The organism is Mesorhizobium sp. BR1-1-2 (genome assembly GCF_020165435.1).
GTDB lineage: Bacteria > Pseudomonadota > Alphaproteobacteria > Rhizobiales > Rhizobiaceae > Mesorhizobium.
Genome location: NZ_JAIUID010000002.1, coordinates 159779 through 185332, shown reverse-complemented (window position 1 = coordinate 185332; position 25554 = coordinate 159779). Strand labels below are relative to the sequence as shown.

The 25554-nt window shown below is 62.4% G+C and carries 32 protein-coding genes and 1 tRNA gene; 14 read left to right on the top strand and 19 right to left on the bottom strand.

Translation table 11 applies throughout. The annotated features are described in order from the left end of the window. Window positions 1-33 precede the first annotated feature (33 nt). From LB551_RS04215 to LB551_RS04200, 4 genes are all read right to left on the bottom strand, one after another. Window positions 34-522 carry an NUDIX hydrolase gene (locus tag LB551_RS04215; protein ID WP_224622348.1) on the bottom strand — a complete coding sequence of 163 codons (489 nt, stop codon included), beginning with the start codon at window positions 520-522 and terminating at the stop codon, window positions 34-36. Window positions 523-731: 209 nt separating this feature from the next. Further along, window positions 732-1232, bottom strand: coding sequence for a xanthine phosphoribosyltransferase (gene gpt / locus LB551_RS04210; RefSeq protein WP_140493737.1), 501 nt, complete (start codon window positions 1230-1232; stop codon window positions 732-734). A gap of 113 nt (window positions 1233-1345) precedes the next feature. After that, window positions 1346-2179: a universal stress protein gene (locus LB551_RS04205; RefSeq protein ID WP_224622346.1), complete on the bottom strand. Its 834-nt coding sequence runs from the start codon at window positions 2177-2179 to the stop codon at window positions 1346-1348. 81 nt (window positions 2180-2260) lie between these two features. Beyond that, entirely contained in the window at window positions 2261-3004 is a 744-nt protein-coding gene (locus LB551_RS04200) for a competence/damage-inducible protein A (RefSeq protein WP_224658316.1), read from the bottom strand. A 348-nt stretch (window positions 3005-3352) separates the two neighbouring features. Here LB551_RS04200 and LB551_RS04195 point away from each other — a divergent pair, with 348 nt between their 5' ends. Next, window positions 3353-3649, top strand: a complete 297-nt coding sequence (locus LB551_RS04195) for a hypothetical protein (protein WP_224658315.1) — start codon at window positions 3353-3355, stop codon at window positions 3647-3649. Window positions 3650-3756: 107 nt separating this feature from the next. Here LB551_RS04195 and LB551_RS04190 read toward each other — a convergent pair whose 3' ends face one another. The 3 genes from LB551_RS04190 to LB551_RS04180 form a co-directional block, all read right to left on the bottom strand. Next, window positions 3757-3996, bottom strand: a complete 240-nt coding sequence (locus tag LB551_RS04190; RefSeq protein WP_140493732.1) for a DUF2188 domain-containing protein — start codon at window positions 3994-3996, stop codon at window positions 3757-3759. 30 nt (window positions 3997-4026) lie between these two features. Then, the gene (locus LB551_RS04185) at window positions 4027-4305 is read right to left on the bottom strand and encodes a DUF982 domain-containing protein (RefSeq protein ID WP_140548812.1); all 279 of its coding nucleotides are present in this window, start codon (window positions 4303-4305) and stop codon (window positions 4027-4029) included. Between the two features lie 109 nt (window positions 4306-4414). Then, window positions 4415-5518 (bottom strand): NADH:flavin oxidoreductase/NADH oxidase, encoded by a 1104-nt coding sequence (locus tag LB551_RS04180; protein ID WP_224658313.1) that lies wholly within the window; start codon window positions 5516-5518, stop codon window positions 4415-4417. Between the two features lie 153 nt (window positions 5519-5671). Between LB551_RS04180 and LB551_RS04175 the strand changes: the two genes are divergently transcribed. Together LB551_RS04175 and LB551_RS04170 are read left to right on the top strand one after the other, a co-directional pair. Further along, window positions 5672-6250 (top strand): NUDIX domain-containing protein, encoded by a 579-nt coding sequence (locus tag LB551_RS04175; protein WP_224658311.1) that lies wholly within the window; start codon window positions 5672-5674, stop codon window positions 6248-6250. 159 nt (window positions 6251-6409) lie between these two features. After that, a tRNA-Leu gene (locus LB551_RS04170) sits at window positions 6410-6495 on the top strand. A 172-nt stretch (window positions 6496-6667) separates the two neighbouring features. Here LB551_RS04170 and LB551_RS04165 read toward each other — a convergent pair. Further along, window positions 6668-6967, bottom strand: coding sequence for a DUF1236 domain-containing protein (locus LB551_RS04165; protein ID WP_224658310.1), 300 nt, complete (start codon window positions 6965-6967; stop codon window positions 6668-6670). Window positions 6968-7519: 552 nt separating this feature from the next. On the opposite strand from LB551_RS04165, the gene LB551_RS04160 reads away from it, so the two are divergent. Continuing rightward, window positions 7520-7762, top strand: coding sequence for a hypothetical protein (locus LB551_RS04160; RefSeq protein ID WP_224658308.1), 243 nt, complete (start codon window positions 7520-7522; stop codon window positions 7760-7762). Between the two features lie 156 nt (window positions 7763-7918). Here the strand turns inward: LB551_RS04160 and LB551_RS04155 are convergent, their stop codons facing one another. Together LB551_RS04155 and LB551_RS04150 are read right to left on the bottom strand one after the other, a co-directional pair. Next, the gene (locus LB551_RS04155; protein ID WP_140548802.1) at window positions 7919-8212 is read right to left on the bottom strand and encodes a hypothetical protein; all 294 of its coding nucleotides are present in this window, start codon (window positions 8210-8212) and stop codon (window positions 7919-7921) included. Window positions 8213-8851: 639 nt separating this feature from the next. Next, window positions 8852-9517 carry an outer membrane protein gene (locus LB551_RS04150; RefSeq protein ID WP_224658307.1) on the bottom strand — a complete coding sequence of 222 codons (666 nt, stop codon included), beginning with the start codon at window positions 9515-9517 and terminating at the stop codon, window positions 8852-8854. Between the two features lie 239 nt (window positions 9518-9756). Between LB551_RS04150 and ade the strand changes: the two genes are divergently transcribed. Continuing rightward, on the top strand, window positions 9757-11574 hold the full coding sequence (gene ade, locus LB551_RS04145) for an adenine deaminase (protein WP_224658305.1): 1818 nt from the start codon (window positions 9757-9759) through the stop codon (window positions 11572-11574). Between the two features lie 21 nt (window positions 11575-11595). Here the strand turns inward: ade and LB551_RS04140 are convergent, their stop codons facing one another. Both LB551_RS04140 and LB551_RS04135 read right to left on the bottom strand, forming a co-directional pair. After that, window positions 11596-12756, bottom strand: a complete 1161-nt coding sequence (locus LB551_RS04140; RefSeq protein WP_140548796.1) for an alpha/beta hydrolase — start codon at window positions 12754-12756, stop codon at window positions 11596-11598. Window positions 12757-12898: 142 nt separating this feature from the next. Next, window positions 12899-13972 carry an alpha/beta hydrolase gene (locus LB551_RS04135; protein ID WP_140548794.1) on the bottom strand — a complete coding sequence of 358 codons (1074 nt, stop codon included), beginning with the start codon at window positions 13970-13972 and terminating at the stop codon, window positions 12899-12901. 417 nt (window positions 13973-14389) lie between these two features. Here LB551_RS04135 and ilvA point away from each other — a divergent pair, with 417 nt between their 5' ends. Both ilvA and LB551_RS04125 read left to right on the top strand, forming a co-directional pair. Further along, on the top strand, window positions 14390-15646 hold the full coding sequence (gene ilvA, locus LB551_RS04130; protein WP_224658304.1) for a threonine ammonia-lyase IlvA: 1257 nt from the start codon (window positions 14390-14392) through the stop codon (window positions 15644-15646). Further along, the gene (locus tag LB551_RS04125) at window positions 15643-16200 is read left to right on the top strand and encodes a DUF1697 domain-containing protein (protein WP_224658302.1); all 558 of its coding nucleotides are present in this window, start codon (window positions 15643-15645) and stop codon (window positions 16198-16200) included. The genes ilvA and LB551_RS04125 overlap by 4 nt, the downstream gene beginning before the upstream one ends. Before the next feature lie 27 nt (window positions 16201-16227). Here LB551_RS04125 and LB551_RS04120 read toward each other — a convergent pair whose 3' ends face one another. Next, window positions 16228-16521 carry a DUF2218 domain-containing protein gene (locus LB551_RS04120; protein WP_140522099.1) on the bottom strand — a complete coding sequence of 98 codons (294 nt, stop codon included), beginning with the start codon at window positions 16519-16521 and terminating at the stop codon, window positions 16228-16230. A 129-nt stretch (window positions 16522-16650) separates the two neighbouring features. Next, the gene (gloA, locus tag LB551_RS04115) at window positions 16651-17091 is read right to left on the bottom strand and encodes a lactoylglutathione lyase (RefSeq protein WP_224658300.1); all 441 of its coding nucleotides are present in this window, start codon (window positions 17089-17091) and stop codon (window positions 16651-16653) included. A 268-nt stretch (window positions 17092-17359) separates the two neighbouring features. Between gloA and LB551_RS04110 the strand changes: the two genes are divergently transcribed. From LB551_RS04110 to LB551_RS04100, 3 genes are read left to right on the top strand one after another with little or no spacing between them, the layout of a single operon-like run. Next, window positions 17360-17905 carry a cold-shock protein gene (locus LB551_RS04110; RefSeq protein WP_181165163.1) on the top strand — a complete coding sequence of 182 codons (546 nt, stop codon included), beginning with the start codon at window positions 17360-17362 and terminating at the stop codon, window positions 17903-17905. A 22-nt stretch (window positions 17906-17927) separates the two neighbouring features. Next, window positions 17928-18491 carry a DUF192 domain-containing protein gene (locus tag LB551_RS04105; RefSeq protein WP_224658298.1) on the top strand — a complete coding sequence of 188 codons (564 nt, stop codon included), beginning with the start codon at window positions 17928-17930 and terminating at the stop codon, window positions 18489-18491. Between the two features lie 20 nt (window positions 18492-18511). Beyond that, complete coding sequence (locus LB551_RS04100; RefSeq protein ID WP_224622319.1) at window positions 18512-19279, top strand: alpha/beta fold hydrolase; 768 nt, start codon at window positions 18512-18514, stop codon at window positions 19277-19279. Between the two features lie 43 nt (window positions 19280-19322). Here LB551_RS04100 and LB551_RS04095 read toward each other — a convergent pair whose 3' ends face one another. Continuing rightward, window positions 19323-19928 (bottom strand): hypothetical protein, encoded by a 606-nt coding sequence (locus tag LB551_RS04095; RefSeq protein WP_224658296.1) that lies wholly within the window; start codon window positions 19926-19928, stop codon window positions 19323-19325. Between the two features lie 124 nt (window positions 19929-20052). On the opposite strand from LB551_RS04095, the gene cysE reads away from it, so the two are divergent. Together cysE and LB551_RS04085 are read left to right on the top strand one after the other, a co-directional pair. Further along, window positions 20053-20901 carry a serine O-acetyltransferase gene (gene cysE, locus LB551_RS04090; protein ID WP_140493699.1) on the top strand — a complete coding sequence of 283 codons (849 nt, stop codon included), beginning with the start codon at window positions 20053-20055 and terminating at the stop codon, window positions 20899-20901. 148 nt (window positions 20902-21049) lie between these two features. Continuing rightward, the gene (locus tag LB551_RS04085; protein WP_019857879.1) at window positions 21050-21253 is read left to right on the top strand and encodes a DUF3126 family protein; all 204 of its coding nucleotides are present in this window, start codon (window positions 21050-21052) and stop codon (window positions 21251-21253) included. Window positions 21254-21302: 49 nt separating this feature from the next. Here LB551_RS04085 and LB551_RS04080 read toward each other — a convergent pair whose 3' ends face one another. Beyond that, window positions 21303-22034: a hypothetical protein gene (locus LB551_RS04080; protein WP_224658295.1), complete on the bottom strand. Its 732-nt coding sequence runs from the start codon at window positions 22032-22034 to the stop codon at window positions 21303-21305. A gap of 102 nt (window positions 22035-22136) precedes the next feature. Here LB551_RS04080 and LB551_RS04075 point away from each other — a divergent pair, with 102 nt between their 5' ends. Both LB551_RS04075 and LB551_RS04070 read left to right on the top strand, forming a co-directional pair. After that, window positions 22137-22481 carry a DUF6949 family protein gene (locus tag LB551_RS04075; protein ID WP_224658293.1) on the top strand — a complete coding sequence of 115 codons (345 nt, stop codon included), beginning with the start codon at window positions 22137-22139 and terminating at the stop codon, window positions 22479-22481. A gap of 19 nt (window positions 22482-22500) precedes the next feature. After that, on the top strand, window positions 22501-23028 hold the full coding sequence (locus LB551_RS04070; RefSeq protein WP_140548774.1) for a gamma carbonic anhydrase family protein: 528 nt from the start codon (window positions 22501-22503) through the stop codon (window positions 23026-23028). A gap of 191 nt (window positions 23029-23219) precedes the next feature. On the opposite strand, the gene LB551_RS04065 is transcribed toward LB551_RS04070, so the two are convergent. The 3 genes from LB551_RS04065 to LB551_RS04055 all read right to left on the bottom strand — a co-directional run bounded on the left by LB551_RS04065 (window position 23220) and on the right by LB551_RS04055 (window position 25425). Next, on the bottom strand, window positions 23220-23828 hold the full coding sequence (locus LB551_RS04065; protein ID WP_224658292.1) for a transglutaminase-like cysteine peptidase: 609 nt from the start codon (window positions 23826-23828) through the stop codon (window positions 23220-23222). Window positions 23829-24055: 227 nt separating this feature from the next. Then, a complete protein-coding gene (locus tag LB551_RS04060; RefSeq protein WP_140548770.1) occupies window positions 24056-24673 on the bottom strand; it encodes a PilZ domain-containing protein in 618 nt (205 codons plus the stop codon). A 119-nt stretch (window positions 24674-24792) separates the two neighbouring features. After that, entirely contained in the window at window positions 24793-25425 is a 633-nt protein-coding gene (locus LB551_RS04055; RefSeq protein WP_224658289.1) for a PAS domain-containing protein, read from the bottom strand. Window positions 25426-25554 lie beyond the last annotated feature (129 nt).

Sequence of the window (25554 nt, the reverse complement as noted above, 5' to 3'; positions counted from 1 at the left end):
TCCGGGTCGCTTGGTCGCACGGTCAATCCCGGTTCAGGTAAACCGGTGCGGGTCGGCGCAGAAATAGGCGATGATCTGGCAGAGGTCCGGTTCGTTGACCATGCGCACCGCTTCGCCCGAGCTGACCCATTTGCGGGTGCGGGAGCGTTTTTCCTTCCAATGATCGGCGACCTTGTCGACATGCAGCGGGAACACCAGCACCTCGCACGGCACTTCCTCGCCGGAGGCCAGGGCCTTGGCGTAGAAATAGCGGCCGGCCTCGAGATGCGAGATCGTCCCGCGCAGTCCGGCTTCCTCGACAGCCTCGCGCGCCGCGGCTTCGCAAAGCGGCTCCCTGGCTTCAGGCCAGCCCTTCGGAAGCACCCAGCGGCCGGTATCGCGGCTGGTAATCAGCATGATCTCGACACCGTTTCCGGTTTCGCGCCAGGGCAGGGCGGCTACCTGCAGACGGCACGGCGCGGTGCCGAAGAGTCGCCGGACCCTTTCGGCCAGATGGTTGTGCGTCGTTGGCCTCGTCAGCATCGGAGAAGCTAGCCCCAGCCTCCAGAATCGTTTGCCGTCTCACGAATCTTACGGCCAATTATCGGCAATAAAAGTAAAAACTTTCATCAGGATGGCCGATTTTCACCAATAGACGCCGATTCCGCGCGCCAGCCTGCCTCGCGAGACCCCTTTGCCTAGTGGATGAGACTTCCCTGCGGCTCGATTTGCAGCAGGTTGCTTGCCGCGAATCAGCCGGCGTGATCGTCGGCGATCGGCTTCTGGTAGGTGAAGCCCATGTCCCAGGGAAAATAGATCCAGGTATCCTGGCTGACCTCGGTGACGAAAGTGTCGACCAGCGGCCGCCCTTTCGGCTTGGCATAGACGGTGGCGAAATGCGCCTTCGGCATCATGGCGCGCACGATGCCCGCCGTCTTGCCGGTATCGGTCAGGTCATCGATGATCAGCACGCCCGCGCCGTCGTCGGCGAGCAGGGCCGGCGTGACCTCCTTCAGCACCTGCAACTGCCCCTGGCTGCTGTAGTCGTGATAGGAGGCGACGCAGACCGTCTCGATAACACGGATGCCGAGTTCCCGCGAGATGATCGCCGCGGGCACCAGCCCGCCGCGCGTGATGCAGACGATGGCTTTCCATTGCGCCTTGTTGGTACCGGCAAGCCGCCAGGCGAGCGCACGCGCATCGCGGTGGAACTGGTCCCATGAGACCGGAAAGGCTTTTTCGGGAAGGGACATTCTTCGCGCACTCCGCAGCACGCGCGGTCGCGCGCAAAAAACAGGGAATTGCGCGCGGAAGTAACTGGAAAACCTCGCGCTTGGCAAGGGCGGCGCAAACGATCCTTGTGGACTTACCGCGACAGGAAAGCCGCGACCGGCGCGGTGCGCAGCACGGAGCGCGTCACCCCGCCGAACAGGAGCTGGCGCAGCCACGAGTGGCTGTAGGCGCCGAGGACCAGCAGGTCGGCGCCGGTTTCTGCGATCCTGGTCTGGATCACCTCGTCGACCGAGGTGCCGCCCGACCTCTGCACCGAGACACTCACGCTGGCGCCATGACGCGACAAAGCGGAAGCGATTTCCGCTCCGGCGGCTTCGGGGCGTTCATCGAGCGTGTCCGGCGGATCGATGACCAGAATGTCGGTTTTCTCGGCCTCGATGATGAAGGGCAGCGCATCGAAGGCGGCGCGTGCGGCCTCCTTGCTGCCGTTCCAGGCAAGCAGCACACGCTTGAAGGTGGTGATCAGCGGACCCAGATGCGGCACCACCAGCACCGGCCGTCCGGCGTCGTAGACCAGCGTGTCGACGTCGGCGCTCGCATCGCCGCCCGTCTCGCGCTGCGCGGCGATGATCAGGTCGGCGGCACGCACGCTTGAAATGCCGGTCAAGGCGCTGTCGCCGGAAAAACTCTCCAGGCTGTGCCATTCGAAGGACAGGCCGGAATTCTCGATATGCCTGAGAAACGCGGCCCGCAGCTTTTCGGCCCGTTCACGGTTCATGTCGGCCGAAACCTGCAGGAACTCGGTGTCGGGAAAGCCGGTGGCCGAGGTGTAGGGCACCGGAAGCGCTTCGGCGTGGATACCGATCAGATGACTCTGGAAGCGGTTTGCAAGCGGAATGGCGAAGTCGAGCACGCGCTCCGCGTCCTGCTCGTTCTGCAGAATGGCGACGATCGTCTTGAAGCGCATGGTGATCCCCTCATTTTGCGAGCGATCCGCCCGCGGCAAGGAAACGTCGCAGCGTTGTGCTTGGTTCCGGCCTGGACCGGATCAGCTCGCGCTGCCGGCAAAGCCGGCCACCATCGCCTCGACATCGGCGCGCGCGGCGTCCAGGGCCTGCTGGCTGCGGGCACGGACCACCAGTTCGGTCCAGAACTTGCCGTCGCCGTATTTCGGGTAGGAGCCGATGATCGTATCCGGATGCGCTTTCTGGATCTCGCCCAGCGGCCCGCCGACGAGACCTTCGCCGAACGGGCAATGCACCGCCGCCGACAGCATTTTCGTGCCGGCCTTCAGCGTCGGCACGACATTGTCGAGCATGGCCTGGAAAATCGAAGGCACGCCGGCCATGACGTGGACATTGCCGATGCGGAATCCAGGCGCGACCGACACCGGATTGTCGATATGGTCGGCGCCGCGCGGCATCCGGGCCATGCGCTTGCGGGCCTCGGTGTATTCGATGCCTCGCGCGGCATAGCTTGCTTCCAGCAGGGCATAGGCCTTGGCATCGTATTCGCAAGGCACGCCGAAGGCCTTGGCAATCGAATCGGCTGTGATGTCGTCATGGGTCGGGCCGATGCCGCCGGTTGTGAACACATAGGTGTAGCGGGCCCGCACTGCATTTACCGCGGCGACGATCTCGTCTTCCTCGTCGGGAACGATGCGCACCTCCTTCAGGTCGATGCCGATGGCCGTCATGATGTCGGCCAGATGACCGATATTCCTGTCCTTGGTGCGGCCGGACAGGATCTCATCGCCGATGACGAGCATGGCGGCGGTAACGATTTCGGACATTGAAGGCTCCGGCAAACGGGTCGCCTGAAATAGCGCGGCAAGCGGCCAGCGGCAATGCCACCCGACCGGTGAACAATCTGTGCCCGCATACGCGCCTGTCCCCGCACTTCAACCTTTCGGCGGCCCGCGGCGAACATGGGCGGGAGGCGCTCGTCTTCCTGAACGGGCTTGGCGCTGAAATGCATCACGTTCGCCATACGGGTCGCCGCCTTCATCCAAGGCATAGTGGCTCGCGCATTTGGGATCGGCTTCACCGACGCTTCACAAGGAATTCAAGGAACCATTCGGTTGATGACTGGTTTGCCCCGTGTCGCACCCAAGGCGACGACGACAAAACGGAGTGATACAATGTACAAAAAACTTCTCGCGGCACTCGTTCTGACAGCCGGCCTTGCCACATCGGCGATGGCGCAGTCGACGGACGGCAGATATTACAACCATGACAATTGGTGGAACAATTGGTCGCTGTTCAGCAATGAGGATTCATCAGGCATCGACCGGAGCACCACCGGGAGCATCAATGCATACGGCTCCGGGTTGAGCACCCAAGGCTATACCGGTGCGATGGGCCCATGTGCCCATAACACTCCAGGCCCGGACGCCAATGCTCAAGGCAACGTCAATGACCAGTACTGCGGCAAATAATCAGCCGTAGGCTCCCTGCTGACCGTAGGACGTTTTCTCTCCCGACGTCCGCGGTCGGCGCTCCGGGGCGGCCGGCCTTTGGGGCGATCGGGCTTTGGGCTGCAAGATCAGTCGGAAACCTCGGTCTGCGGCCGGTCGCGTCCATCGGCCAGTTCCTCGTGCCATTTGCCGTCGGCATCCTCGTACTGGATGCCGTCCGTCGACCCAGCGACCTGCTGCTCGGCCGAAGCGATCTCGGCGGCCCGCAGCGCGTCCTGATGCGTGGGAAACGTCTCCGAGAAGGTCGCTCCGACCTTGTAGGCCCAGCCGCCGTCATGCTCGACGATCTTGTAAGTCAGCTTCGCCATCAAAAACCTCCGGTTTAAAGGTCCGTCCGCTTAATGCAGCCGGTCGTCGGACAGCTTGTCGTCCGGCACCAGCACGTCCGATTCCCTGGCGGCTTCGATAAGTGCCCGACGCGCATCCGCTGTCGAACGATAACCTTCCAGCACTTTGAGGCAAGTGTCGAGAGCATCACGATGACGAGGGCCGCGATTGAGCGGCCAAACCGTCATCAGGCACTCCGCCGCCTCCTGGGCGCTGCGGATATGGCGATATTTGCCGACATGGCCGAGTTCGACCACGACCGGTGTTTCAAAAGGCTTGTTGTCCATCATGGCCGCAACGCAAAGCAGCCAATTTGGTTGCAACCGTGTCCTCAGCCTGCGCCCAAACGTCTCAAGAGCGGGGCCGGCGGGCTCGATGGCCCGCCAGACCAGGCAAATGTCAGCCCGTCGCCTTCATCCAGTGCTGCATCGTCGTCACCGAGCGCGCGAGCTGCGGCGCCGGATGGATCGTCTCGTTGAAGGTGGCGGCCGCTCGCCATCCCCAGCGCGGGTCGGCGAGGAAGGCGCGCGCCAGCGCCACCATGTCGGCGCGGCCTTCGGCGATGATCGCCTCGGCCTGCTTGGGATCGTCGATCAGACCGACCGCGCGGGTAGGGATGCCGGCGCCCCTGCGCACAGCCTCAGCCAGATGCACCTGGTAGCCCGGGCCGGAGGGCAGTTTCTGCAGGGGCGAATTGCCGCCGCTCGAGCAACAGAGATAGGCGACGCCTTCGGCCTTCAGCGCTTTCGCCACTTCGATCGCATCCTCGACGTCGAAACCGCCATCGACCCAATCCTTGACCGACAGCCGGGCGCCCAGCATCAGTTTCGGCGCTGCCTTCTTCACCGCCCTGGCGATCTCGACGACAAGACGCATGCGATTTTCCAGCGAGCCGCCCCAGCGGTCCGTGCGTTGGTTGGAGAGCGGCGACAGGAACTGGAAGATCAGATAGCCGTGCGCCGCGTGCAGCTCGATGAAGTCGAAGCCCGCGCGTTCGGCCCGCCTTGCCGCCTCGGCGAACCGCTCGATGAGCTGGAGGATCTCCTCGTCTTCCAGCGCTCGCGGCACGTTCCAGCCGGTATCGTAGGCGATTGCCGAGGCCGAGACGGTCTGCCAGGGATCCTCGTCCGGCTGCAGCGGTCCGCCGCCCTCCCAGGGCTTGCGGTTGGAGGCCTTGCGCCCGGCATGGGCAAGCTGAGTGCCGAACTTGGTGCCGGGTGCGGCCACGCGCCTTGCTGCGTCCAGCGCCCGCCGCGCTGCGGCTTCATTGTCTTCGGAATAAAGGCCGAGGCAGCCATGGCTGATGCGGCCACGCCGCTCGACATCGGTCATCTCGACCGTGACCATGCCGGCGCCGGACATTGCCAGGTTCATCCAGTGGTGGAGATGCCAGTCGCTCGCCGAGCCGTCCTCGGCCGAATACTGGCACATCGGCGCGACGGCGATGCGGTTGGGAAAGCTCAAGCCATCGAGCGTGATCGGCTGGAAAAGCGATGTCGTCATGAAAGAAACTCCGGGAGGGGAACGCGCTATCTAGGCGATCGATCGCCTCCATACCAGACACGAGAGAGTGAAACGCCTGCTGGACCAATCGCTGCCCCGATTGCGCGAACGCCGGTTCGCGGCTACGCCTCGCGGGCAACATGGAGGCAGCCGATGGAAGATCGTATCCGCATACGTTCTGAAGAGATCCTGTCCGACGACTGGGCGGTTCTGAAGAAGACCGTCCTCGACTATCGCCGCCGCGACGGACAATGGGAGACGCAAATCCGCCAGACCTACGATCGCGGCGATGGCGCGGTGATCCTGCCTTACGATCCCCAGCGTTCGACCGTGCTTCTGGTGCGCCAGTTCCGTTATCCCGCTTACGTCACCGGGCACCGCGAGCCGCTCATCGAGGCCTGCGCGGGGCTGCTCGATCAAAACGATCCGGAGACCTGCATCCTCAAGGAGGCTGAGGAAGAGCTCGGCTATAGGCTGAACCATGTGGAGCGGCTGTTCTCGCCCTATATGAGCCCGGGCAGCGTCACCGAGCGGCTCTGGTTCTTCACCGCCCTCTATTCGCCCGCCGACCGCATTTCGGCCGGTGGCGGCGCCGCCGACGAAGGCGAGGACATCGAGGTGCTGGAAATGCCGCTCGAGGAGGCCCTGGCCGGCATCGCCGATGGCCGCATCATCGACGCCAAGACCATCATCCTGATCCAGCATCTGAAGCTCAATCCGATCGCTGCTTGACCGATTTCGGTCGCCCTCGGCGCCCGGGGGCGTTGAACGCCTGCGGGACAAAGAATCGGGTGCGGGGCGGATGAAAACGAACTTTTTTTGCACAACGCTTTTTCGGGACTGCATGACACCGATTGACGAGATCGCCTAGGTAGTTGAAACGAAAGGCGCGCGGACGTGGCGGAATTGGTAGACGCAAGGGACTTAAAATCCCTCGATCTCTGATCGTACGGGTTCGATTCCCGTCGTCCGCACCAACCTTGGCTCTACTTGAGCGGTCGGCAGGGCCTAGGCGCCATCAGCGGAAACTGCCTGGCGGGTCTTTTCGGCTCGGCGAGCGCGCACCGAGGCGTGCCGTCCGGCAATAGGTTCTCGGCGAATGTCGCCACGGTCCGCCGCCTTGAAGCGGCGGACCGTGCGTTCAATCGCTCACTGGAGGATCTTTACGATCTTGCGCGTGCCGGGATCCACGATAACCGTGCGATTGTCCACGACGACATAGCGATATTTGACGTTGGGAACTTCATGGAGCTCGACCGTGTCGGGCAGGGCGGTCCCGACATTGAGTTCCACACCGGGAACCTTGACCGAGGCCAGAGGCTCTTTCTTGACGTACTCCTGTATGACTGTCTCGTCCTGCGGCTGAATGACCACATCCTGTGCGGCGGCGGCACCGATGCCGGTAAGCAGCAGAATTCCCGCTGCGATGGTTGCAAGATCGGTTCTCATTGTTGCTTCCTTTCTTTCTCGTTGAGCTTGGCGCGAAGAGCGGTGGGCGCCCGGCGGATTGCCAGGAATTTGGCAGGGGCTCCCAATGCAGGCCATCGATCAGGAACCATCGTTCGATGGCCTGTCAGGCAATCGCTTTTAGACGGGTGGGTTCCGAACAACCGTAAGTTTGGGGCTTTTGCGCGCTATGACCTGACCTTTAGTCGCATGTCCAATAGGACCGAAGCCCTAGCAGTGGAACTGCCGGTAGGAAGCGTGCGTTGCGTTTGCTGCTGATCTTCCAGAGGAGGCCGATCATGGCAGCTCGCCCCACGGTGGTAAATCTGGCGGTGGCGGCGCTGCCGTGGCCCTAGTACTCGCGATTGTTGCGATTGTTGTCCTGCTCATCTTCATGGGCGTGATAAATGTCGGTGGCGGCGGAAAAGACATCGACGTCAAGTTTGATGCTCCCAAAGTCGGGGTACCTCCCACGCCCGCACCGGCGAAGCCGGCAACGCCCGCCGCTCCGTCGAACGGTGGCTGATGTCAATCCGACGCTTCGTGAGGTTAAGCATGACCCCTGGCTCCATCAAAACTGATGGCCACGATCGTGTGGAGATCCCTGCCAATGACAATCACATGGCTGGCGCCGAAATCTTCACCGACCCGCTGTTGGACGTTATCGAGAGCGACGACGTCGCCAACGCGCTTTGCGCGAGAGCGGAGCGCTTCGCGACCAAGATGGTCGTGGTAATGGCGATTTGCTGGACATCAACGCTGGTCGCCAGCCTTTATTTTCTACTGGCGCCCACTTGATAGGAAAGGCGGCCTCGCTTCTTCAGCCTCGACCTCCGCTAGCCCAGGCTGGCGAGGCGTTGTTGTGGGGACGAGCGCCGCATCCCGTTGTTGTCAGCCCGCCGCTTCCTGGACGGCCCGGCGGGTTGGCGATCAGCCGGGCCGAACTGCACAACATTAGTAGTCGCTGTTGTCGATCACCACCGGGTGATGCCGATGGTGACGGTGTTCGATAGAGCCCGTTACGACGACGGTGTCGTGGCGATGATGATGCCGACGACCTTGGTCATAGAAAGCCACTGTGCCATGGCGCCGATGATGGAGGCGCTGCCCTTGATCGTTTATCACGGCCACGTGGCGGTGATGGTGGCGGTGGGTTTTGATGACGACATCGGCCTCTGCCGCCGAAGCGACGATCGGCATCGCAACGAAAATGAGCGCCATGGCACTTGTCAAAAGAGTCGCTTTCATCAGTGTTCTCCATCTTTCGGATCCCTCGGCTACGTTCACGGCAGCCCAAGCCGCACGAGATCTCGATTGAGCTTTCTGCCTTCGAAATGAGCAGGGGCCGCCAACTGTTTGGGGTACGGTTTGATCGGTGACCCCTGCTCTCATGGGCGCATGAAGGGACCGTTGCTGCACCCGTCCAACAAATGGAAGGCGTGCGAGTACGTTCCTCGCAGGAGAGCGGATCGGACCTCTGCTGTAGGTATTCAGACCAAGGTCTGGCGGATGTTCTTGGACCTTCGTCCTCACTTGCGGCTCGACGGCCCTCTTCTCGATGCAATTCCTCAAAGGGTGCGCCGTGCAATCGGGCGAGGGCGTTGCCATGGGCGATGCGCGCCTTTGCGCGAGGGCAGGAGCATGACCGCACGCGGCGTCAAGCTCCTGCGCGGTCGCGTTCAGACAAGCGGGCGTGACGATACTGGTGCGATCGCGCAATTCCGCGCGCCGCGAGCAATGATAGGGTGTTTGCGCGGCGGATCTGATCCGTCCAGGCCGGCGTCCACCAGCCCCAACCCATCCCCCCGCCCACTGGGGGACGCCGGCCCCTCAGTTTTCCGAATTGCCGTCGCGGACCTGCGACATCGGACCAGATCCTGCCGGGGCTCAGAACTTGTAGCTCAGATTGATGCCGACCGTGTTCAGCTTCACATTCTGGTCGCGGTCGAGAAAATCGTCCGGAGCATCGAAGTGCTCCTTGCTGAAATCGTAGTAGCGATACTGCGCCCCGACGACGAACTTGTCGGTAAGGGCATAGTCGACCCCGGCGCCAACCGTCCAACCGACGCTGGTTCGCGTGTTGTCGAACGAGGTGCCGGCATTTTGCGAGGTTTCGATACCGGCAAAGGCGATGCCGCCGATGCCGTAGATCAGGAACCGGTCCATCGCATAGCCGGCCTTGGCATTGATGGAACCGAACCACTTGACATCCGTGCCGAGCAGATTTCCCGCGCCCAGTTCTTCGGCGCCCTTTGCCGAGGAATAGTTGAGCTCTGCTTCGGCGCCGAGCACCGCCTGGTCGAATTGCCACAGACCGGCGACATGGCCACCGACGAAACCGCCGTCGAGGTCTGGCGAGGCGGCAAACGGCTCGCCCTCGGTTCCCGAAATGTCGGAACTGCCCCAGCCATAACCGCCTTGCAGGCCGGCATAGTCGCCGGTCCAGTCGAAACCGGGCGCGGTCATCGGCACATCGGCCACAGGCTCGGCTGCGAAAGCCGGGGCGGCCAGAGCGGCAAGAAAACCAGCACTTACAAGCGCTAGGCGGCGCATCGAACTCCCCGAACGAAGAGCTGGAAAGATCCTGGCGGGCACGGTAGCCCGATTTGCGGCAAAACGGTATCGGATTTCTGTGCGGCCGATTTACGCTCTCCTTCGGCCTTCGATAAAGGGGCCAGAGGCCCCGCCATTCCGTTCGGAATTGCGTAAAACCTTGGAGCAATTTTAGGAAAAGTGTGAGGCTGGTCAAAATGCTGTCGGCTTGGCACAGTCACGCAAACGGGAGTTCCTTCATGGCAAAGAAGCCGGCGGCGCATGCGACGAAACCGAAACCCTGGACCGAAATGGCGACGCATCTGGTCGACGTCGCGATGGGCAGGAAACCCGCCGATCTCGTCATTCGCAATGGACGCTGGGTGAACGTCCATTCGGGCGAGATCATCCCCGGCACCGACATCGCCATTGCCGGCGGCCGTTTCGCTTATTGCGGTCCGAATGCCGGCCACGCCATCGGGCAGGGCACCAAGGTGGTAGATGCCGGCGGGCGCTATCTGGTGCCCGGCCTTTGCGACGCGCACATGCATGTCGAGAGCGGCATGGTGACGGTGACCGAATTCTGCCGCGCGGTGATCCCGCACGGCACGACTTCGATGTTCATCGATCCGCACGAGATCGCCAATGTGCTCGGCCTGCCCGGCGTGCGGCTGATGCATGACGAGGCCGTCGCTATGCCGATCAACGTGCATGTCCAGATGCCATCCTGCGTGCCCTCGGCCCCCGGGCTCGAACATGCCGGCGCCGAACTAACGGTCGCCGACGTCGCCGAGGCGATGGGCTGGGAAAATATCATCGGGCTGGGCGAGGTGATGAATTTCCCCGGCGTCGCCGCCAACGATCCAGTGATGTCGGGCGAGATCGCCGCGACGGTGAAAGCCGGCAAGACCGTCGGCGGGCACTATGCCTCGCGCGATCTCGGCCTGCCGTTCCACGGCTATGTCGCCGGCGGCCCGGAGGACGACCATGAGGGCACGCGCGCCGAGGATGCCATCGCTCGCGTGCGGCAGGGGATGAAGGCGATGCTTCGGCTGGGCTCGGCCTGGTACGACGTCGCCTCGCAGATCAAGGCGGTCACCGAGAGCGGCATCGATCCGCGCAATTTCATCCTGTGCACCGACGACAGCCATTCCGGCACCTTGGTTCATGAAGGGCATATGGACCGCGTGGTCCGTCACGCCATCAGCCAGGGCTTGAAACCAGTGACCGCGATCCAGATGGCGACGCTCAACACCGCTCAGCATTTCCGGCTGGAGCGCGAGATCGGATCGATCGCGCCGGGGCGGCTGGCTGACTTTTTGATCGTCTCGGATCTCGCCGAAATGACCATGGACGAGGTCTATGCGCGCGGCGTCAGGCTGGCCAGGGCCGGCAAGCTCGACATCGACATTCCGGTCTACGACTATCCCAAGGCGGCGAAGAACACCGTCAAGCTCGGCAAGAAGCTGAAGGCCCACGATTTCGACATCACGGCACCCAAGGGCGCGAACGAAGTCCGGGTCCGGGTTATCGGGGTCATCGAAAATCAGGCACCGACGCGGGCGCTGGAAGCGGATCTCGCCGTCGAGGACGGGCTGGTCGCCATGGATCGCCGCAATGACGTCTGCCAGATCGCGCTGGTCGAGCGTCACAAGGGTACCGGCGGCGTCACCAATGCCTTTGTCTCCGGCTTCGGCTACATCGGCGATTGCGCGATGGCGTCGAGCGTGGCGCATGATGCCCACCACATCATCGTCGTCGGCACCAACAAGCGGGATATGGCGCTGGCGGTCAACCGACTGGGCGAGGTCGGTGGCGGCGTCGTGCTGTTTTCCAAGGGTAAGGAACTGGCGCTGGTCGAAATGCCGATCGCCGGGCTGATGTCGGACGAGCGGGCCGAAATCGTCGCGGCCAAGGCCGACAAATTGACCGAGGCCATGCGCCAGATGGGCTGCTCGCTGAACAACGCCTACATGCAGCACTCGCTGCTGGCGCTGGTCGTCATTCCGGAGCTCAGGATCTCCGATGTCGGCCTGATAGACGTGACGACCTTCCAGAAGGTCGACCTCTTCGTATAAGAGCAGTTGCGGTCGCTTCGCTCATCCGCCGGTGGCGATCGTCAGCACCTTGAACGGCGTGGTGATGACGATCTCGGCAACCGAGCCTACGGCCTTGCCGAGGCCTTGGCCGAGATTGTTGAGCTGCACTGGAGGTTCGTCCGATGCCAGGCCGGCCGGGGCCCGCAGCCGGTCGCCGAGCAACTGAACCAGAATCGGATTGTCGGCGAATTTGGCGTGGTTCAGCCGGTCGCCACCCTTGGTCTGGCTGAGATCGACCACAGACACGCCATAGCTGGCGAGATCGGCCGCATCGCCATAGTCGCCGACGCGGGGCTTGTCGCCCGAGATCAGGGAAGACAATTTGAGCGCCCGGTCGTCCGCGGAAAGCAGGATGGCGAAGGGTTTGTCCGGCTTGCCGTAGCGGATCATCTGTTTCTTGAACACGTCGACGTCGATGTCGGGCGACGCCAGGATGACATAACCAAGCTTGCCGTCGAGATCGCGGTCGCCGGTGATGGCAAGCTGGCGCAGCGCCTCCATGGTCACCCATGTTCCCATCGAATGGGCGACGATGTCGATGCTCTTGGCCCGCGTCTTGGCCAGCATCCTGAGCGTTGCCTCGAGGTCGTCACGCGCCGCGTTGGCGCTCTCCTTGTCGTAGATGTAGCCCGTCGTCTTGCCGCTCGAGGCCCAGGAGAACAGCACCGGCGTGCCCGGATATTTCGTGTCGTGCGCGATCTGCGTCAGCCGGTAGATGCCGTCGTCGAAACCATTGTTGAACCCGTGCACGAAAACCAGCGCACGGTCGCCGCGCATGGCGATGTCGGCACCGACCGCCTTGGCGAATTGCGGCGCATCCGCATAGAACGCGACATCCTTGGCGGTGAAATCCTTGGCTGGATTGCTGTTGGCAGACCCTCGGACACGCTCGATCATGCCGACCTTATGGCTTTTCGGCACGGTGACGTCGACCCGGGCGAAGCTGGTGGTCAAGGAGCGATCGCCGTCGAACACCTGCCGCGGGTTCTTCGTCGCCTTCTGGCGGGTGGTGGCGACGAATATCTCGTGGGTGGCCGCGATGTCGGACGCGGGTACGGCAACCGTCGTCCTGTTCAGCAGATCGTGCGTGTTTCGGCCGGCGCAGCCTGAGACCAGCAGCGCGAACGCAATGACGATGAAACTCTTCGAATGCACCGTCACACGCCGGCTCCCGCAAAGGAGGACGTCAAACGCGTGACGTCGCTGGATATTTCGATAAGGCCAGAGGCCGGCGCGGTCCAGTTCAAAGTTGGTCGACACCGTCGCAAGGCCGAGCGGGCCATGCGAAGCCGCGGCGATGCATCTATTGCCCGAGCAGGCTGATGCGGTCGGTCACGTCGCGGTCGCTGGCAAATCCATCGTCTTCGCGCAGCCGTTGGCCGATCATCTTCACCAGCGCGGGATTGTCGGCGAATTTCGTATGGTTGAAACTGTCCGCTCCCTTGATCTTGGAGAGGTCGACGACCGTTACGCCGTAGGATGCAAGGTCGGCGGCGTCCTTGTAGTCGCCGACACGCGGCCGTGCGCCGGCAATCAGGCCGGAGAGCCTGAGCGCGCGGTCGTCATCGGACAACAACAGGATGAACGGCTTGTTGGGTTTGCCATACCGGCGCATCTGGCTCTTGAACACGTCGACATCGATGTCGGGCGATGCAAGCACGACGTCGCCGAGCTTGCCGCCGAGATCACGGTCGCCGGTGATGGCGAGCTGGCGCAGCGTCTCCATGGTCACCCAGGTTCCCATCGAATGGGCGACGATATCGATGCGCCGCGCGCCGGTCTGCGCCAGCATGCGCAACGTCACTTCGAGCTGGTCGCGCGCGGCGCTGGCGCTTTCCTTGTCGTAGACATAGTCGGTGGTCTTGGCGCCGGATGCCCAGGAAAACAGCACGGGTGTGCCGGGATAGCCGGAATCGTGGACGATCTGGGTCAGGCGGTAAACGGCGTCGTCAAAGCCGGTGTTGTAGCCATGGACGAAGACCATGACGCGGTCGCCGCGCGCCGCGATGTCAGCACTCAGCGCATTGGCGAATTTCGGCTGGGTGTCGTAGCCGACGACCTCGGAGGCCATGAAATACTTGGCCGGATCGTTCGACTTGCCGCGCGAGCGGCGTTCGATCTGCCCGGTCTGGTGGATGCCGGGAACGGTAACGTTGACGCGGGCATAATTCAGCGTGGCCGATCGCTCGCCATCGAAGACCTTGTTCGGATCGTCGGACTTCTTGCGCGTGGTGGCGATGAAGATGCTGTGATTCCCGGCGATCTCGGTTACCGGCGCTGCCACGATGGCGCTGCCGAGCAGTTCCTGGGTCTGCTGTCCCGCGCAGCCCGCGACAAGCAAGGTTAGGCCAATGGCAAAAATCGTCTTCAACGGCACGTCTGAAATTCCACTCCGGCCCGAAAGGCCAATCGCCTCCGCGAAGTCTCCCCCGACAGCGCAAGTGCGGCGGAAGTAAGTCGTGCCCAGCCGAAAAGCGGTCGGCGTACAGCGACCGCCGCCGCAGTGTTGCACGAAAGCCAGATTGGCATCAGGGCGGGCCCCGACGGGCCTTGGCACCCGCATCGATTTCAAGCTGGCCGATGCACGGCATGAACCAACGCCCCCAACTGACTGCAAGCATGTCACGAACGCCCCCCGCATGGGTGCATGAATGACGGGGCAATGGCTTCAGGGGGCAGCCTGTGCAATAGACGGAACCGGGATGCTCGACGGCTAGGCTCGCGGCAAACGGACGTTCCGCGGCCGATCGATGATAGACATTCCCAAACGACATGCGTTCAAGGTGGCTTTCCGATGACCAGCTTCTCTTCCCGTGTTGCCACCGCTGCTTCCGCGATCCGCCGGATCTTTCCGGAAACGCCGCTGCAGGAGAACGACTACCTGTCGAAGAAGACCGGCGCGCGGGTGCTTTTGAAGCGCGAGGACCTGAGCCCGGTGCGATCCTACAAGATCCGCGGCGCCTTCAACCTCTTCCGCAAGGCACTGGGCGAGGGCAACCAGGCCGAACTGTTCGTCTGCGCTTCCGCTGGCAACCATGCGCAGGGTTTCGCCTTCGTCTGCCGCCATTTCGGCAAAAAGGGGGTTGTGTTCATGCCGGTAACGACGCCGCAGCAGAAGATCGACAAGACGCGGCTGTTCGGCGGCGACTTCGTCGAGATCAGGCTAGTCGGCGATTTCTTCGACGATTGCTATCGCGCCGCCATCGAATTCACCGAAAGCGCCGGCGCCCATATGGTGCCGCCCTTCGACCATAAGGACATCATCGAGGGGCAGGCGACGGTCGCCTATGAGATCGCCAACCAGATGCCCGGCGCGCGTATGCCCGATCTCGTCATGCTGCCGGTCGGCGGCGGAGGTCTGGCCGCAGGGGTGACGCACTACTTCGCCGATCAGGGGCGTGAGGCGCGCTTCGTCTTTTGCGAACCGGCAGGGGCGCCAAGCCTGCGCGAGAGCCTTGCGGCGGGAAAACGGCTCAAGCTCGCCAAGGTCGACAATTTCGTCGACGGCGCGGCGGTCGCCGAAATCGGCCGTGAGCCCCTGCGGCATCTCAAGGACTTTGCCGCCGAGACGGTGCGGCTGATCCCGGAAAACCGGCTCTGCGCGACCATGATCGAGATGCTCAATGTCGAGGGCGTGGTGCTGGAACCGGCCGGCGCGCTGGCTATCGATGCGCTGAAGGATTTTTCCAGGAAGGAAATCCGCGGAAAGACCATCGTGGCCGTGGTTTCGGGTGGAAATTTCGATTTCGAACGGCTGCCGGACGTCAAGGAACGGGCACTGCGCTTCGAGGGCCTGAAGAAATACTTCATCATCCGTTTTCCGCAGCGGCCGGGCGCGCTGCGCGACTTCCTTGAAATGCTGGGGCCGGACGACGACATCGCCCGGTTCGAATATCTGAAGAAGTCAGCACGCAATTTCGGCTCGGTTCTGATCGGCATCGAAACCAAGGCTCGCCGCAATTTCGACCTGCTGAAAGCGAATTTCGAGGCCGAAGGCGTCCAGTATCAAGACATCACCGACAACGAGACATTGGCCGGGTTCATCATATGAGCGGAAACGTCTTCATAGCCCTGTTTTCAGGCATCAACGTCGGCGGCAACCGCATCGTCAGGATGGCCGAGTTGCGGGCGTTCTTCGAGGATCTCGGGTTTTGCGATGTCGCTACCTACGTGCAGAGCGGCAATGCGGTGTTCCGAACCAAGGAAGGTGACGCCGCCGCGCTGACCAAACAGATCGAAGCGGCTTTCGAGGAGAAATGGGGTTTTCATTCGCGCATCATGGTACGCGATCTCGGCTGGCTCGAACGGCTGGTCCGGAAAAATCCCTATCCGGAGATTGCCGAGGAGCCGACCAAGCTGCACGCGTATGCGCTGGAGCGCGCGCCGACCGCCGAGGAGGCGGCGCGGCTGGCCGAAAGATGTACGGGTCCGGAGCGGTTCGAGGTCAAGGGCGACGTGCTTTATCTGCACGCACCCGAGGGGCTCGGCAAATCGGTGTTTGCCAATCTCATTCCACGCGTGCTGAAGGTACCGGGCACGGCGCGCAACTGGCGCTCCGTGCTGGCGCTGCTGGAGATGGCCGGCAAGCCGGCGGCGGCTGATTGATGCCTGCCGTAATGCGCAGAGAAGGGCCTATGCCGCCTCGGCGCGTTTCCAGTCGAACGTCAGCTCCTCGCGAAACGCAAAGCGTTTGATGTGGTCGGCGACGACGCTTTCGAGGCGCTCGATGGAGCCGGGGTCGTCGCTCGATACGGTGATGTGCAGCGCAGCTCCATCGGCATCCATGATGGTGCGGCCGAGCGAAAGGTCGATGGCGCCATGATTGGGATCGAATTCCACGGGGAATTTGTGGGCCCAATGTTTGCACAATTGCTGCAGATAACGGCTTGCATGTGCGGTGGTGACATCGGCATGGCTGATCGTCATGAAGGGATCTCCGAGGGTGAAACGCACGAAACGGCGCCCGCTTGCGAGGCGGGCGCTATCGCCGCATAGATAGGCGCAACCTCGCCCGCCGCCATAGGCCGGCTGCCGACCGCTCGAAAAGGTGATCGATCACCAGCTTCCGGTGTTCGGCATCGACGCCCATGGTTCGGCCTTTGTCTTCGCCGGACCTTTCTGCAGAAGTTCGATCGAGATGCCGTCAGGCGACCTGACGAAAGCCATGTTGCCGTCGCGCGGCGGCCGGTTGATGGTGACGCCGCTGTCCATCAGCCGCTGGCAAGTGGCGTAGATGTCGTCGACCTCATAGGCGAGGTGGCCGAAATTGCGGCCGCCCTTGTAGTCTTCCGGGTCCCAATTGTAGGTGAGCTCGACCAGCGGTGCTTTCTCGTCGATGCCGCTTTGCTCGTCTTCCGGCGCGGCCAGGAAGATCAGCGTATAGCGGCCCTGCTCGTTCTCGTAGCGGCGCACTTCCCTCAAGCCGAGCTTGTTGCAGTAGAAATCGAGCGAAGCATCGATGTCGGCGACGCGGACCATGGTGTGCAGATAGCGCATGTGATTTCCTCGACTTGTTGGGTTGCGGCGCAACATAGGCGCGGGCCGTCCAAAGGGCAAATCCCAGGCGGCCGCCGGCGCCGCCAAAGAACAAATCCGGTATTCGCATAATGAACCGTGAAAAAAGGCACGTCAGGTCTTGCACACACCGGAAGCCGCAGTGTTAATCTGGTGTCAAGAATCAGTTGCGGTGTTCTTGAAAAAAGGGGGCATTCTTATGGGGGAAAAGGCCTCTTTGACGGGGCGGTCCGAAACCCTTGGCGACGCCATGAAGCGCGACGAAGGCGGCGATGCCGTCGATCTGACCGAAATATCCGGCGCCATCAAGTGGTTCGATGTAGCCAAGGGCTATGGCTTCATCCTCCCGGATGACGGCGTTTCAGGCGACATCCTCCTCCATGTGACATGCCTTAGACGGGATGGTTTCCAGACTGCTCTGGAGGGAGCGCGCGTTGTCTGTCTCGTTAAGCAGGGCGAGCGCGGATTGCAGGCTTTTCGGGTTCTCTCGATGGATGTCACCACAGCGGTCCATCCCGCCGAAATGCAGGAACAGCGCACCCATGTCTCGGTGACACCCGAAAGCGGGCTGGAACGTGCCTTGGTGAAGTGGTTCAACCGCACCAAGGGGTTTGGTTTCCTGACCCGGGGCGAGGGCACTGAGGACATCTTCGTCCATATGGAGACCTTGCGTCGCTACGGCATCACCGAGCTTCGGCCGGGGCAGGTCGTGCTTGTCCGCTTCGGGCGTGGCGACAAAGGCCTTATGGCTGCCGAAATCCACCCCGATATGGGAACCTTGCCGGTCGCGCATTAGGGCGGTTGCCGAGGATTTTCGCATGACACATAGGAACTGGCTGACGGCGGGCGCAATGTGCGTCCTGGCTGCCGTCATCGTCGCCGTGGGCGCCTATTTCTATTCGCCCACACCGACGGCGGCCGACAGCCGGGTGATGATCCTGCCGGTCGACCCGATGCCGCTGGTCGTGGCGACGAAAGACGGGGATCGCTCCTTTTCCATCGAAATCGCCGACACCGACGCTGAACGCGAGGCTGGCTTGATGTATCGCCAGGATATGGCGGACGATCACGGTATGTTGTTCGTCTTCGATATGCAGCAGCAGGTCAATTTCTGGATGCAGAACACGCCGATGCCGCTTGACCTGATTTTTATCGGCCAGGATGGCAAGATCCGGGCGGTCAAGCACGGTGAGCCGCAATCCCAGGCCCTGATTTCGCCTGGCGTGCCGGTGCGCTTCGTGCTTGAGCTCAAGGCGGGCACCGCCGCCAGGAACGGTATCGACTATGGCGACCTCGTGCTCCATCCGGCCGTCGGCACCGTATCGGGCCCCGGCACGCCGCCATCGGACAATGGCGATGCGCCGAACGGCGGTGGCGGTTGAGGACGCGGGCGGTATAGCCGATGCAGTTTTTTTCCCATGACGGGTTCGACATCGCCTTCCTTGATCGCCAGCCGGGATCGGGCCGGGGAGATCCTGTGCTGATGATCCATGGCTTTGCCTCCAGCCACTACGTCAACTGGGTTTCGCCCGGTTGGTTCAAGACGCTGAACGATGCCGGCTACCGCGCTATTGCGCTGGACAATCGCGGCCACGGCTCGTCATCGAAAAGCTATGAAGAGGCAGACTATACCCCGGCCCGGATGGCCTCGGACGCGGCTGCCCTGCTCGATCATCTCGGCATCGGGCGCGCCCATGTCATGGGCTATTCGATGGGCGCGAGGATAGCGGCATTCCTGGCGCTGTCCGATCCCGACAAGGTGGCGACGCTGGTTTTCGGCGGTCTCGGCATCGGCATGATCGACGGCGTCGGCGATTGGGATCCGATCGCTGCAGCCCTTCTTGCCGACGATCCGGCCCAGACCACCCATCCCCGCGGCCGTTCGTTTCGCGCCTTCGCTGACCAGACCCGCAGCGACCGTCGGGCGCTCGCGGCCTGCATCGCCACCTCCCGCGAGTTGCTGAGCGAGGACGACATTGCCCGGATCGCCCAGCCGACGCTGATCGCCGTCGGCACCACGGACGACATTGGCGGCTCGCCCGACGAGCTTGCCGCGCTGATGCCCAATGCCAGGGCTTTCCACATCGAGGGCCGCGACCACATGCTGGCTGTTGGCGACAAGACCTTCAAGCGGCGTGTGCTGGAATTCTACGCCGAAAATCCGCTTTGACCCGGCGCAAGAGCCCGATAAAACCTGAGGCACAAGCCCAATATCACGCCGGTTTTTGCAGCGCTTCGAGCGACCGGGTGAGATTCAGCCTGGCCTGCCGCTCGAAGCGGCGGCGGAATTCCTCGCTGTGGAAGATGTGCGGGCGTGTCAGGAAGCTGTTCAGCACCGCGCCGCGTCCGGCCCGCCACATCGGCTCCTCCACCCATTGATATTCGGCGCGGATCGCGCGCTCATAAGCATCGAATGCATCCGGCGCTGCGCCCAGGATAGACAAATCCATGTCCAGGAAAAGAGCGGCGTCACGCACCGCGGCCGTGTCTTCGAAGTCGGGCAGCTGATGTGTTGCGGTGGCAAGGATCATGGCGCTGATGCGGCCGAGGCGCTCGGCGTCGAGGCGGTGCGCGAGCTTTTTCTCCGCGAGCGCCGCGCTTTGCGCCTCATTGTCCTTGGCACGGCTGTCATAGACGGCGTCGTGGAACCAGATCGCCGCCTCGACGGCTTCGGGATCGCCGAGCAGCTCCCGGTATTGGCCGGCGAGCGCCAGCATCGCCTCGATATGGGCAAGGTTGTGGTAATGGCGGTCCTCTCCCTCATAGAGGGCGGAAAGCTCGCGTTTGAGGGCATTGTCGAGCAAGCGTTCATTTTCCATGGCGGCTTGAATTCCCGCGAACCAAATCCATTTGACAAAGCACTAAGGAAAATTGAGTTCAATCGTGCTATGATCTGGCTTATATGTGCGGCCCGATATTAGGCAAGGCGGCAGGACGACGTCGATGAACAGCATCAGCATTTCCCGACACAGCGCGTTGCAGCCGGTCGATCCGATCTGGCGCTCGATCCGTGACGAAGCGATGGACGCGGTCAATCGCGACCCGCTGCTCGCCGCCTTCCTCTATTCGACCATCCTCAATCAGGAGAGCCTGGAGGAGGCAGTCATCCACCGGCTGGCCGAGCGGTTGGCGCACCAGGACATAGGCTCCGATCTCATCCGCCAGACCTTCAAGTCGATGTTGGCCGACGACAAGGATTGGCCGACCACCGTGCGTGTCGATATCCAGGCCTATTACGACCGCGACCCGGCCTGCGACCGCTTCATCATGCCGGTGCTCTACTTCAAGGGGTTTCACGCCATCCAGACCCACAGGCTGGCGCATTGGCTGTGGAACCAAGGGCGCAAGGATTTTGCGCTCTATCTGCAAAGCCGTTCGTCTTCGGTCTTCCAGACCGATATCAATCCGGCGGCCCGCATCGGCAAGGGCATCTTCATCGACCACGCCACCGGTCTGGTCGTCGGCGAGACAGCGGTCATCGAGGACGACGTGTCGATCCTGCACGGTGTCACGCTCGGCGGCACCGGCAAGGCCGGCGGCGACCGTCACCCAAAGATCCGTCGTGGCGTGCTGATCGGCGCCGGCGCCAAGATCCTCGGCAACATCGAAATCGGCCATTGCTCCAAGATCGCAGCCGGTTCGGTGGTGCTTTCGCCGGTGCCGCACAACAAGACGGTCGCGGGCGTGCCGGCTCGCGTCGTCGGCGAGACCGGTTGTGACCAGCCGTCGCGCCAGATGGACCAGCTTCTGCCGTCGCAGACGATGGACCAGGTCGTCAGCTTCGACATCTGATTTTCACCGCGGGGCGTCGCGGAGTTTCGCACTGCTCGCGCCGACGGGTCCGATTGCCGTGCAATACGGCGAGCTTGCCTTTACATCGCCATCGTCGACGTGTCAGAAGCGCCGTTCAAACGAGCAAGCCGATGATCGGAGAAGACTGTTGAAGCCTGACGAAATCAGAAAGCTGGACGCCTATTTCAAGCGCGTCTTCCAGAACCCCAAGCTTGAGGTCAAGGCACGGCCGCGCAAAGAGGATTCGGCCGAAGTCTACGTCGGCGACGAATTCCTCGGCATCGTCTTCAAGGACGAGGATGACGGCGACTATAATTTCTCGATGGCGATCCTCGACATCGATCTGGGCTGATCCCACCATCCCGTGGCGGTGCCGGACGCAAACGCGGCCGGCCTTCCCCTCAATGTCCCGTCTTCAGGACACGCCCGGCCTCGGCGGTGATTGCCGCGTCAAGGGCCTGCCAATCCCCCAGAAATTCTTTCGGGAAGCGATAGGTGAGGCTGAGATCCTCGCCGACATGGATGTCGCGCTCGCAAGGCGCCAGCGATTGTTCGGCTGCCGGCCCACTCAGGCAGCGGGCCACGAATGGGTCCTTGCCGGGCCGGTTGCCGACAACGAGCACCTCGTTGAGGTAACCTGATTTCGCGTTGAAACCGTAAATCGTCGTGCCGCCCGGACCTGCCGTGCCGGGCTGCACGATCAGCGCGCTGTAGATCGGCCCGAAACGTCCGCTCATGTCGCGAGACATCATCTGCTGTTCGAAGGACAGGAAGACGATGCTTTTGGCTGGCCCCGTGTGATTGAAATCGCTGCGGGCAGCTTCGCTGTAGCCATCCATCTGGGGGTAGCGCAGATAGAGGTCGAGCCGCGAGGCGATGCCGTCGCGCCGCGCCTGCTCGAAACGGATGAAATTGGCGGGCACGGCGATGACATTGTTGCCGATCACCACCTTGCGCATCGTCGCATCATCCGTGTAGCCGGCCATGGCGATCGAATGGCCGGCCCATTTGCCGCCAAGGCTGATTGCGACCGACAGCAGGGCGAGTGCCGCGAAGGCGTAGAATACCCGCTTCATCAGCGTGGAATCGACCACGGTGAATTCGGGGTCGTCGGCTATCGCTGCCTGCTTCATCTCTGTCCCCGGATTCCTGTCCCGTGACGGCACGCATCGCACGGCACGGCTCTTGCAGTCCTTCCAGCGACTGTGCGATTTCATGGTAAACGGAAGGTAAAGATGGGTCCGGTTGAGCTAACTGCGCTCGCTTTTCTTGTCGGGTTGACGGCTTGTGGGCTGGCCGGATCGGCAATGGAGTTGGTTGCCGGGCGCAAGGTCGCGTTCACCGAGCCTTATGTGTCCTCCGCGCACGTACTGCGTTCGCTCGCCGCCACGGCGTGCGCCGGACCGTTCATGCTGCTCAACGATGCCTTGGACGCCCGCCGCGAGGGGCGCATTTCGTCTGTGGCGCTGGTCTCCTGCGGCTGCACGGCGGTGGCCTGGATGCTGGCGCTCGGCATCGTCCTCGTCGCCATTGCGTGTTGGGGGGCTGCCAACCTAGGGTCTTTCGACTTCCAGGCTTGAAACGAATCGGAGACCGGAAATGCCGCTTTATGCGATCGATGGCACAGAACCAAGCTTCGCGGATGCGGATTCAAACTGGATCGCGTCCGATGCGACCCTGATCGGCGACATCAGCATCGGCCGCAATGCCGGCTTCTGGTTCGGCGTCGTCATTCGCGGCGACAATGAACCTGTCGTGATCGGCGCCGACACCAACGTGCAGGAGCACACGGTCATGCACACCGATCCAGGCTTCCCGCTGACCATTGGCGAAGGCTGCACGATTGGACACCGGGCCATGCTGCATGGCTGCACCATTGGCGACAACAGCCTGATAGGCATGGGCGCAATCGTGCTCAACGGCGCCAGGATCGGCAAAAACTCGCTGGTCGGCGCCGGCGCGCTGGTCACCGAAGGCAAGGAATTCCCTGACAATTCGCTGATCGTCGGCTCGCCGGCCAAGGCGATCAGGGTGCTCGACGAGGCGGCGATCGCGAGGCTGCGAGCTTCGGCCGCGCACTATGTCGCCAACGGCAAGCGGTTCAAGGCGGGGTTGAAGAAGGTCTAGGCTTCCGCCAGAAATGGCGGAGCCGGCCCGGGGACGGGGCCGGCTCCTTAGACCCGGTCGTTGGGACGGGGAGGGTGGGGACTCGACCGGGTTTCTCCTTAGGCGCATCGCGTTGATGCGTAGCGCCTGGTCTCTGGTTCACGCGTGCCGGTCCCCCAAAGCTGCGCGTTGGTCGCCATGGATCGACGCCTTCAGCGGACGCTGGCGACCGCGTCGGCGCGGCCGTCGTTGATCGTCACCCATACGCCGGAGTTGGTATCCGACTGTCGCTTGAGGTAGGTGTAGTCGGTGTCCGTCCAGGACAGGACCTTGGTTTCCAGATTGTCGAGGATGAACTCGCCGAGGCTGGTGCGCACGGTCAGCACCGCATGGCCGTCACCGTTCGGCTGGCGCGCGACCGTCATCAACAGGTTGCCGGCCGAAACGCCGGCGTCCATCAGCTCGCGGCGCTTTTCCAGCGCGTAGTCCTCGCAATCGCCATAGCCATTGTCGGGATAGGCCCAATATTCCTCGACGCCGTTGTTTTCCATGTCGGTGCGCGGCTTGATGCGGGTGTTGACCGAATTGTTGATGCTGACGATCGTCGCCCACAGCTTGCGGGTCAATTCGACCGGCGCCCCCTTGGGTGTCCGCTCGCTGCACTCGCCCGGTATGCGCCGGCAGAATTCATAGTGGCCGACAGGCTGTGTGGTGCGGCCGCCGGTGTGCATATAGGCCGGTCCCGCGGCATATGCTGATCCCCAAGCGGAAAGCTGCATCGCCATTGCCATCAGCAACAGCTTGCCCCTCGTTTTCTTCATTGTTCTTGTCTCCCCGTTCGAAGGAGACATTGCCACAGGTGGATTTATTCGACGCAAAAGCGCGCAGTAGATATTGAGTAAAACGCCCCTAGAATAAGTATCAAATTTGAAACTTTTGAACGGTCAATCGTTTAACGTTTCGGGGACTGAAGTGCCTCGAATTGCGCTGTCGTGAAATACAAAAACCGGCCGCGAAGGCCAGTTTTGATTTGGACGCTGTTGCGCCTTCAGGCGCGCGGCGTGTTGAATTCCGAATCGAGCGTCTCAGGCCGCTGGATGACGGCGAATTCGATGGCGACGCCATCCTCGAAATGACGCACGATCTGTCCGCGCATGGTGCCGAGCATGACCTGGACGCCGATCGCCGGCTTGACGTCGATCTCGATCGCCGCGCCGGAGAGCGACAGGTCGATGATGCGGCACTGGTACTGACGCCCGTCGGTGAGCTGCAGGATGCTGGTCGGGTTGCGGGGGGCGACGCGCTCGTGGCGGCGGTCTTCCGGCAGATCGAGCTCGTGCTTGTTGGCGAGCCACGTCAATTGCGCGGCGAGCTTGTCCTTCTTGCGGTCCGACGCAATCACCGTCATTGCGAAACCATCCTGCAAGGTGCGGGTGACGACGCCTTCTATGCGGCCGATATGGTCGATATAGGCGATGACCTTTTCGCCGGGCATGCCGATGCGGTCCGTGCGAAGCGCGACGTTACCCGGCGACATATCGACGACCTGGCAAGGATGTTCGGTGCGGTCTTCCAGCATGAAGCGCCCGTATATCTTGACCCGGACGCGCTGAAAGTTACGTCTCTCAGCTTGGGACGGCGCATAGTCGACCGCCGCTGACCTCATGACTGCCTACACCCCGTTTGGCATCCCCGCGCTCCGATGCCAGGGACTTCATCCCAGAACTACAGCAAAGCGGGTTAACAAAGGGGAAAAACGGGCCGGCGGGGCTGTAGGATCGTCAACTATTCCTCGCGCCCGCCATCGAAGACGACGAGGTGGCGAATGCGGCGCGCGCGGCCGAGCGCGGAGATGGTTTCGGGCGCCTCCAGTTCGGCGGGAACAAGCGAGGGAACATCGATCGCCGGGCGGCTCGCCAGCAGCTCTTTTTCCGGATCTATGACACGGATCGAATCGATCAACGCATCCGTGATCGGGTCGGCGCCCAGCCAGAACGGCTTCTCCACAGCGCTGATCACGCCGAGGCAACGCGGGTTTTCGACGCCGCCGTCCAGCGGCAAGGCAAGCAGTTCGAACTTGTTGGAACGGCCGTTGCGGCTGAAGCCCTCGAACATGATCAGCACGACGGATTTCTGGTCGAACACGCCATGGATCAGCTTCGAAACCAGCCGCTGGTCCTTCTCGCGCCACAGCGAAGGGAAGGAGAACCCCTTGAGTTCGCGGCCGTAGGAGGCGCAGAGCCTTGTGCCGGCCAGCCGGAACACAGCTTGCCCACGCGTGTCCCTTTCCAGGATGAACGTGTCGGCCAGCAGCGACTTGATGTCGGCCGGCTCTACTTCCGAGCGCTTCGGAGCAGGGCGTCCATCACGCAAGCGGTTCCAATACTGGAACAGCGTGATCGATCCGTTCTGTTTCATGCTAAGCAGCTCCGCGCATTCTGTCGTCTGATGTCCCATCGGTGAACAGAAGGGCGCCCTCCGATGACCTACATGCGTTGCGGAGCAGGAAGCGTGCCAGCGTCGTTAACACTTGTTCACGGGTCGGGG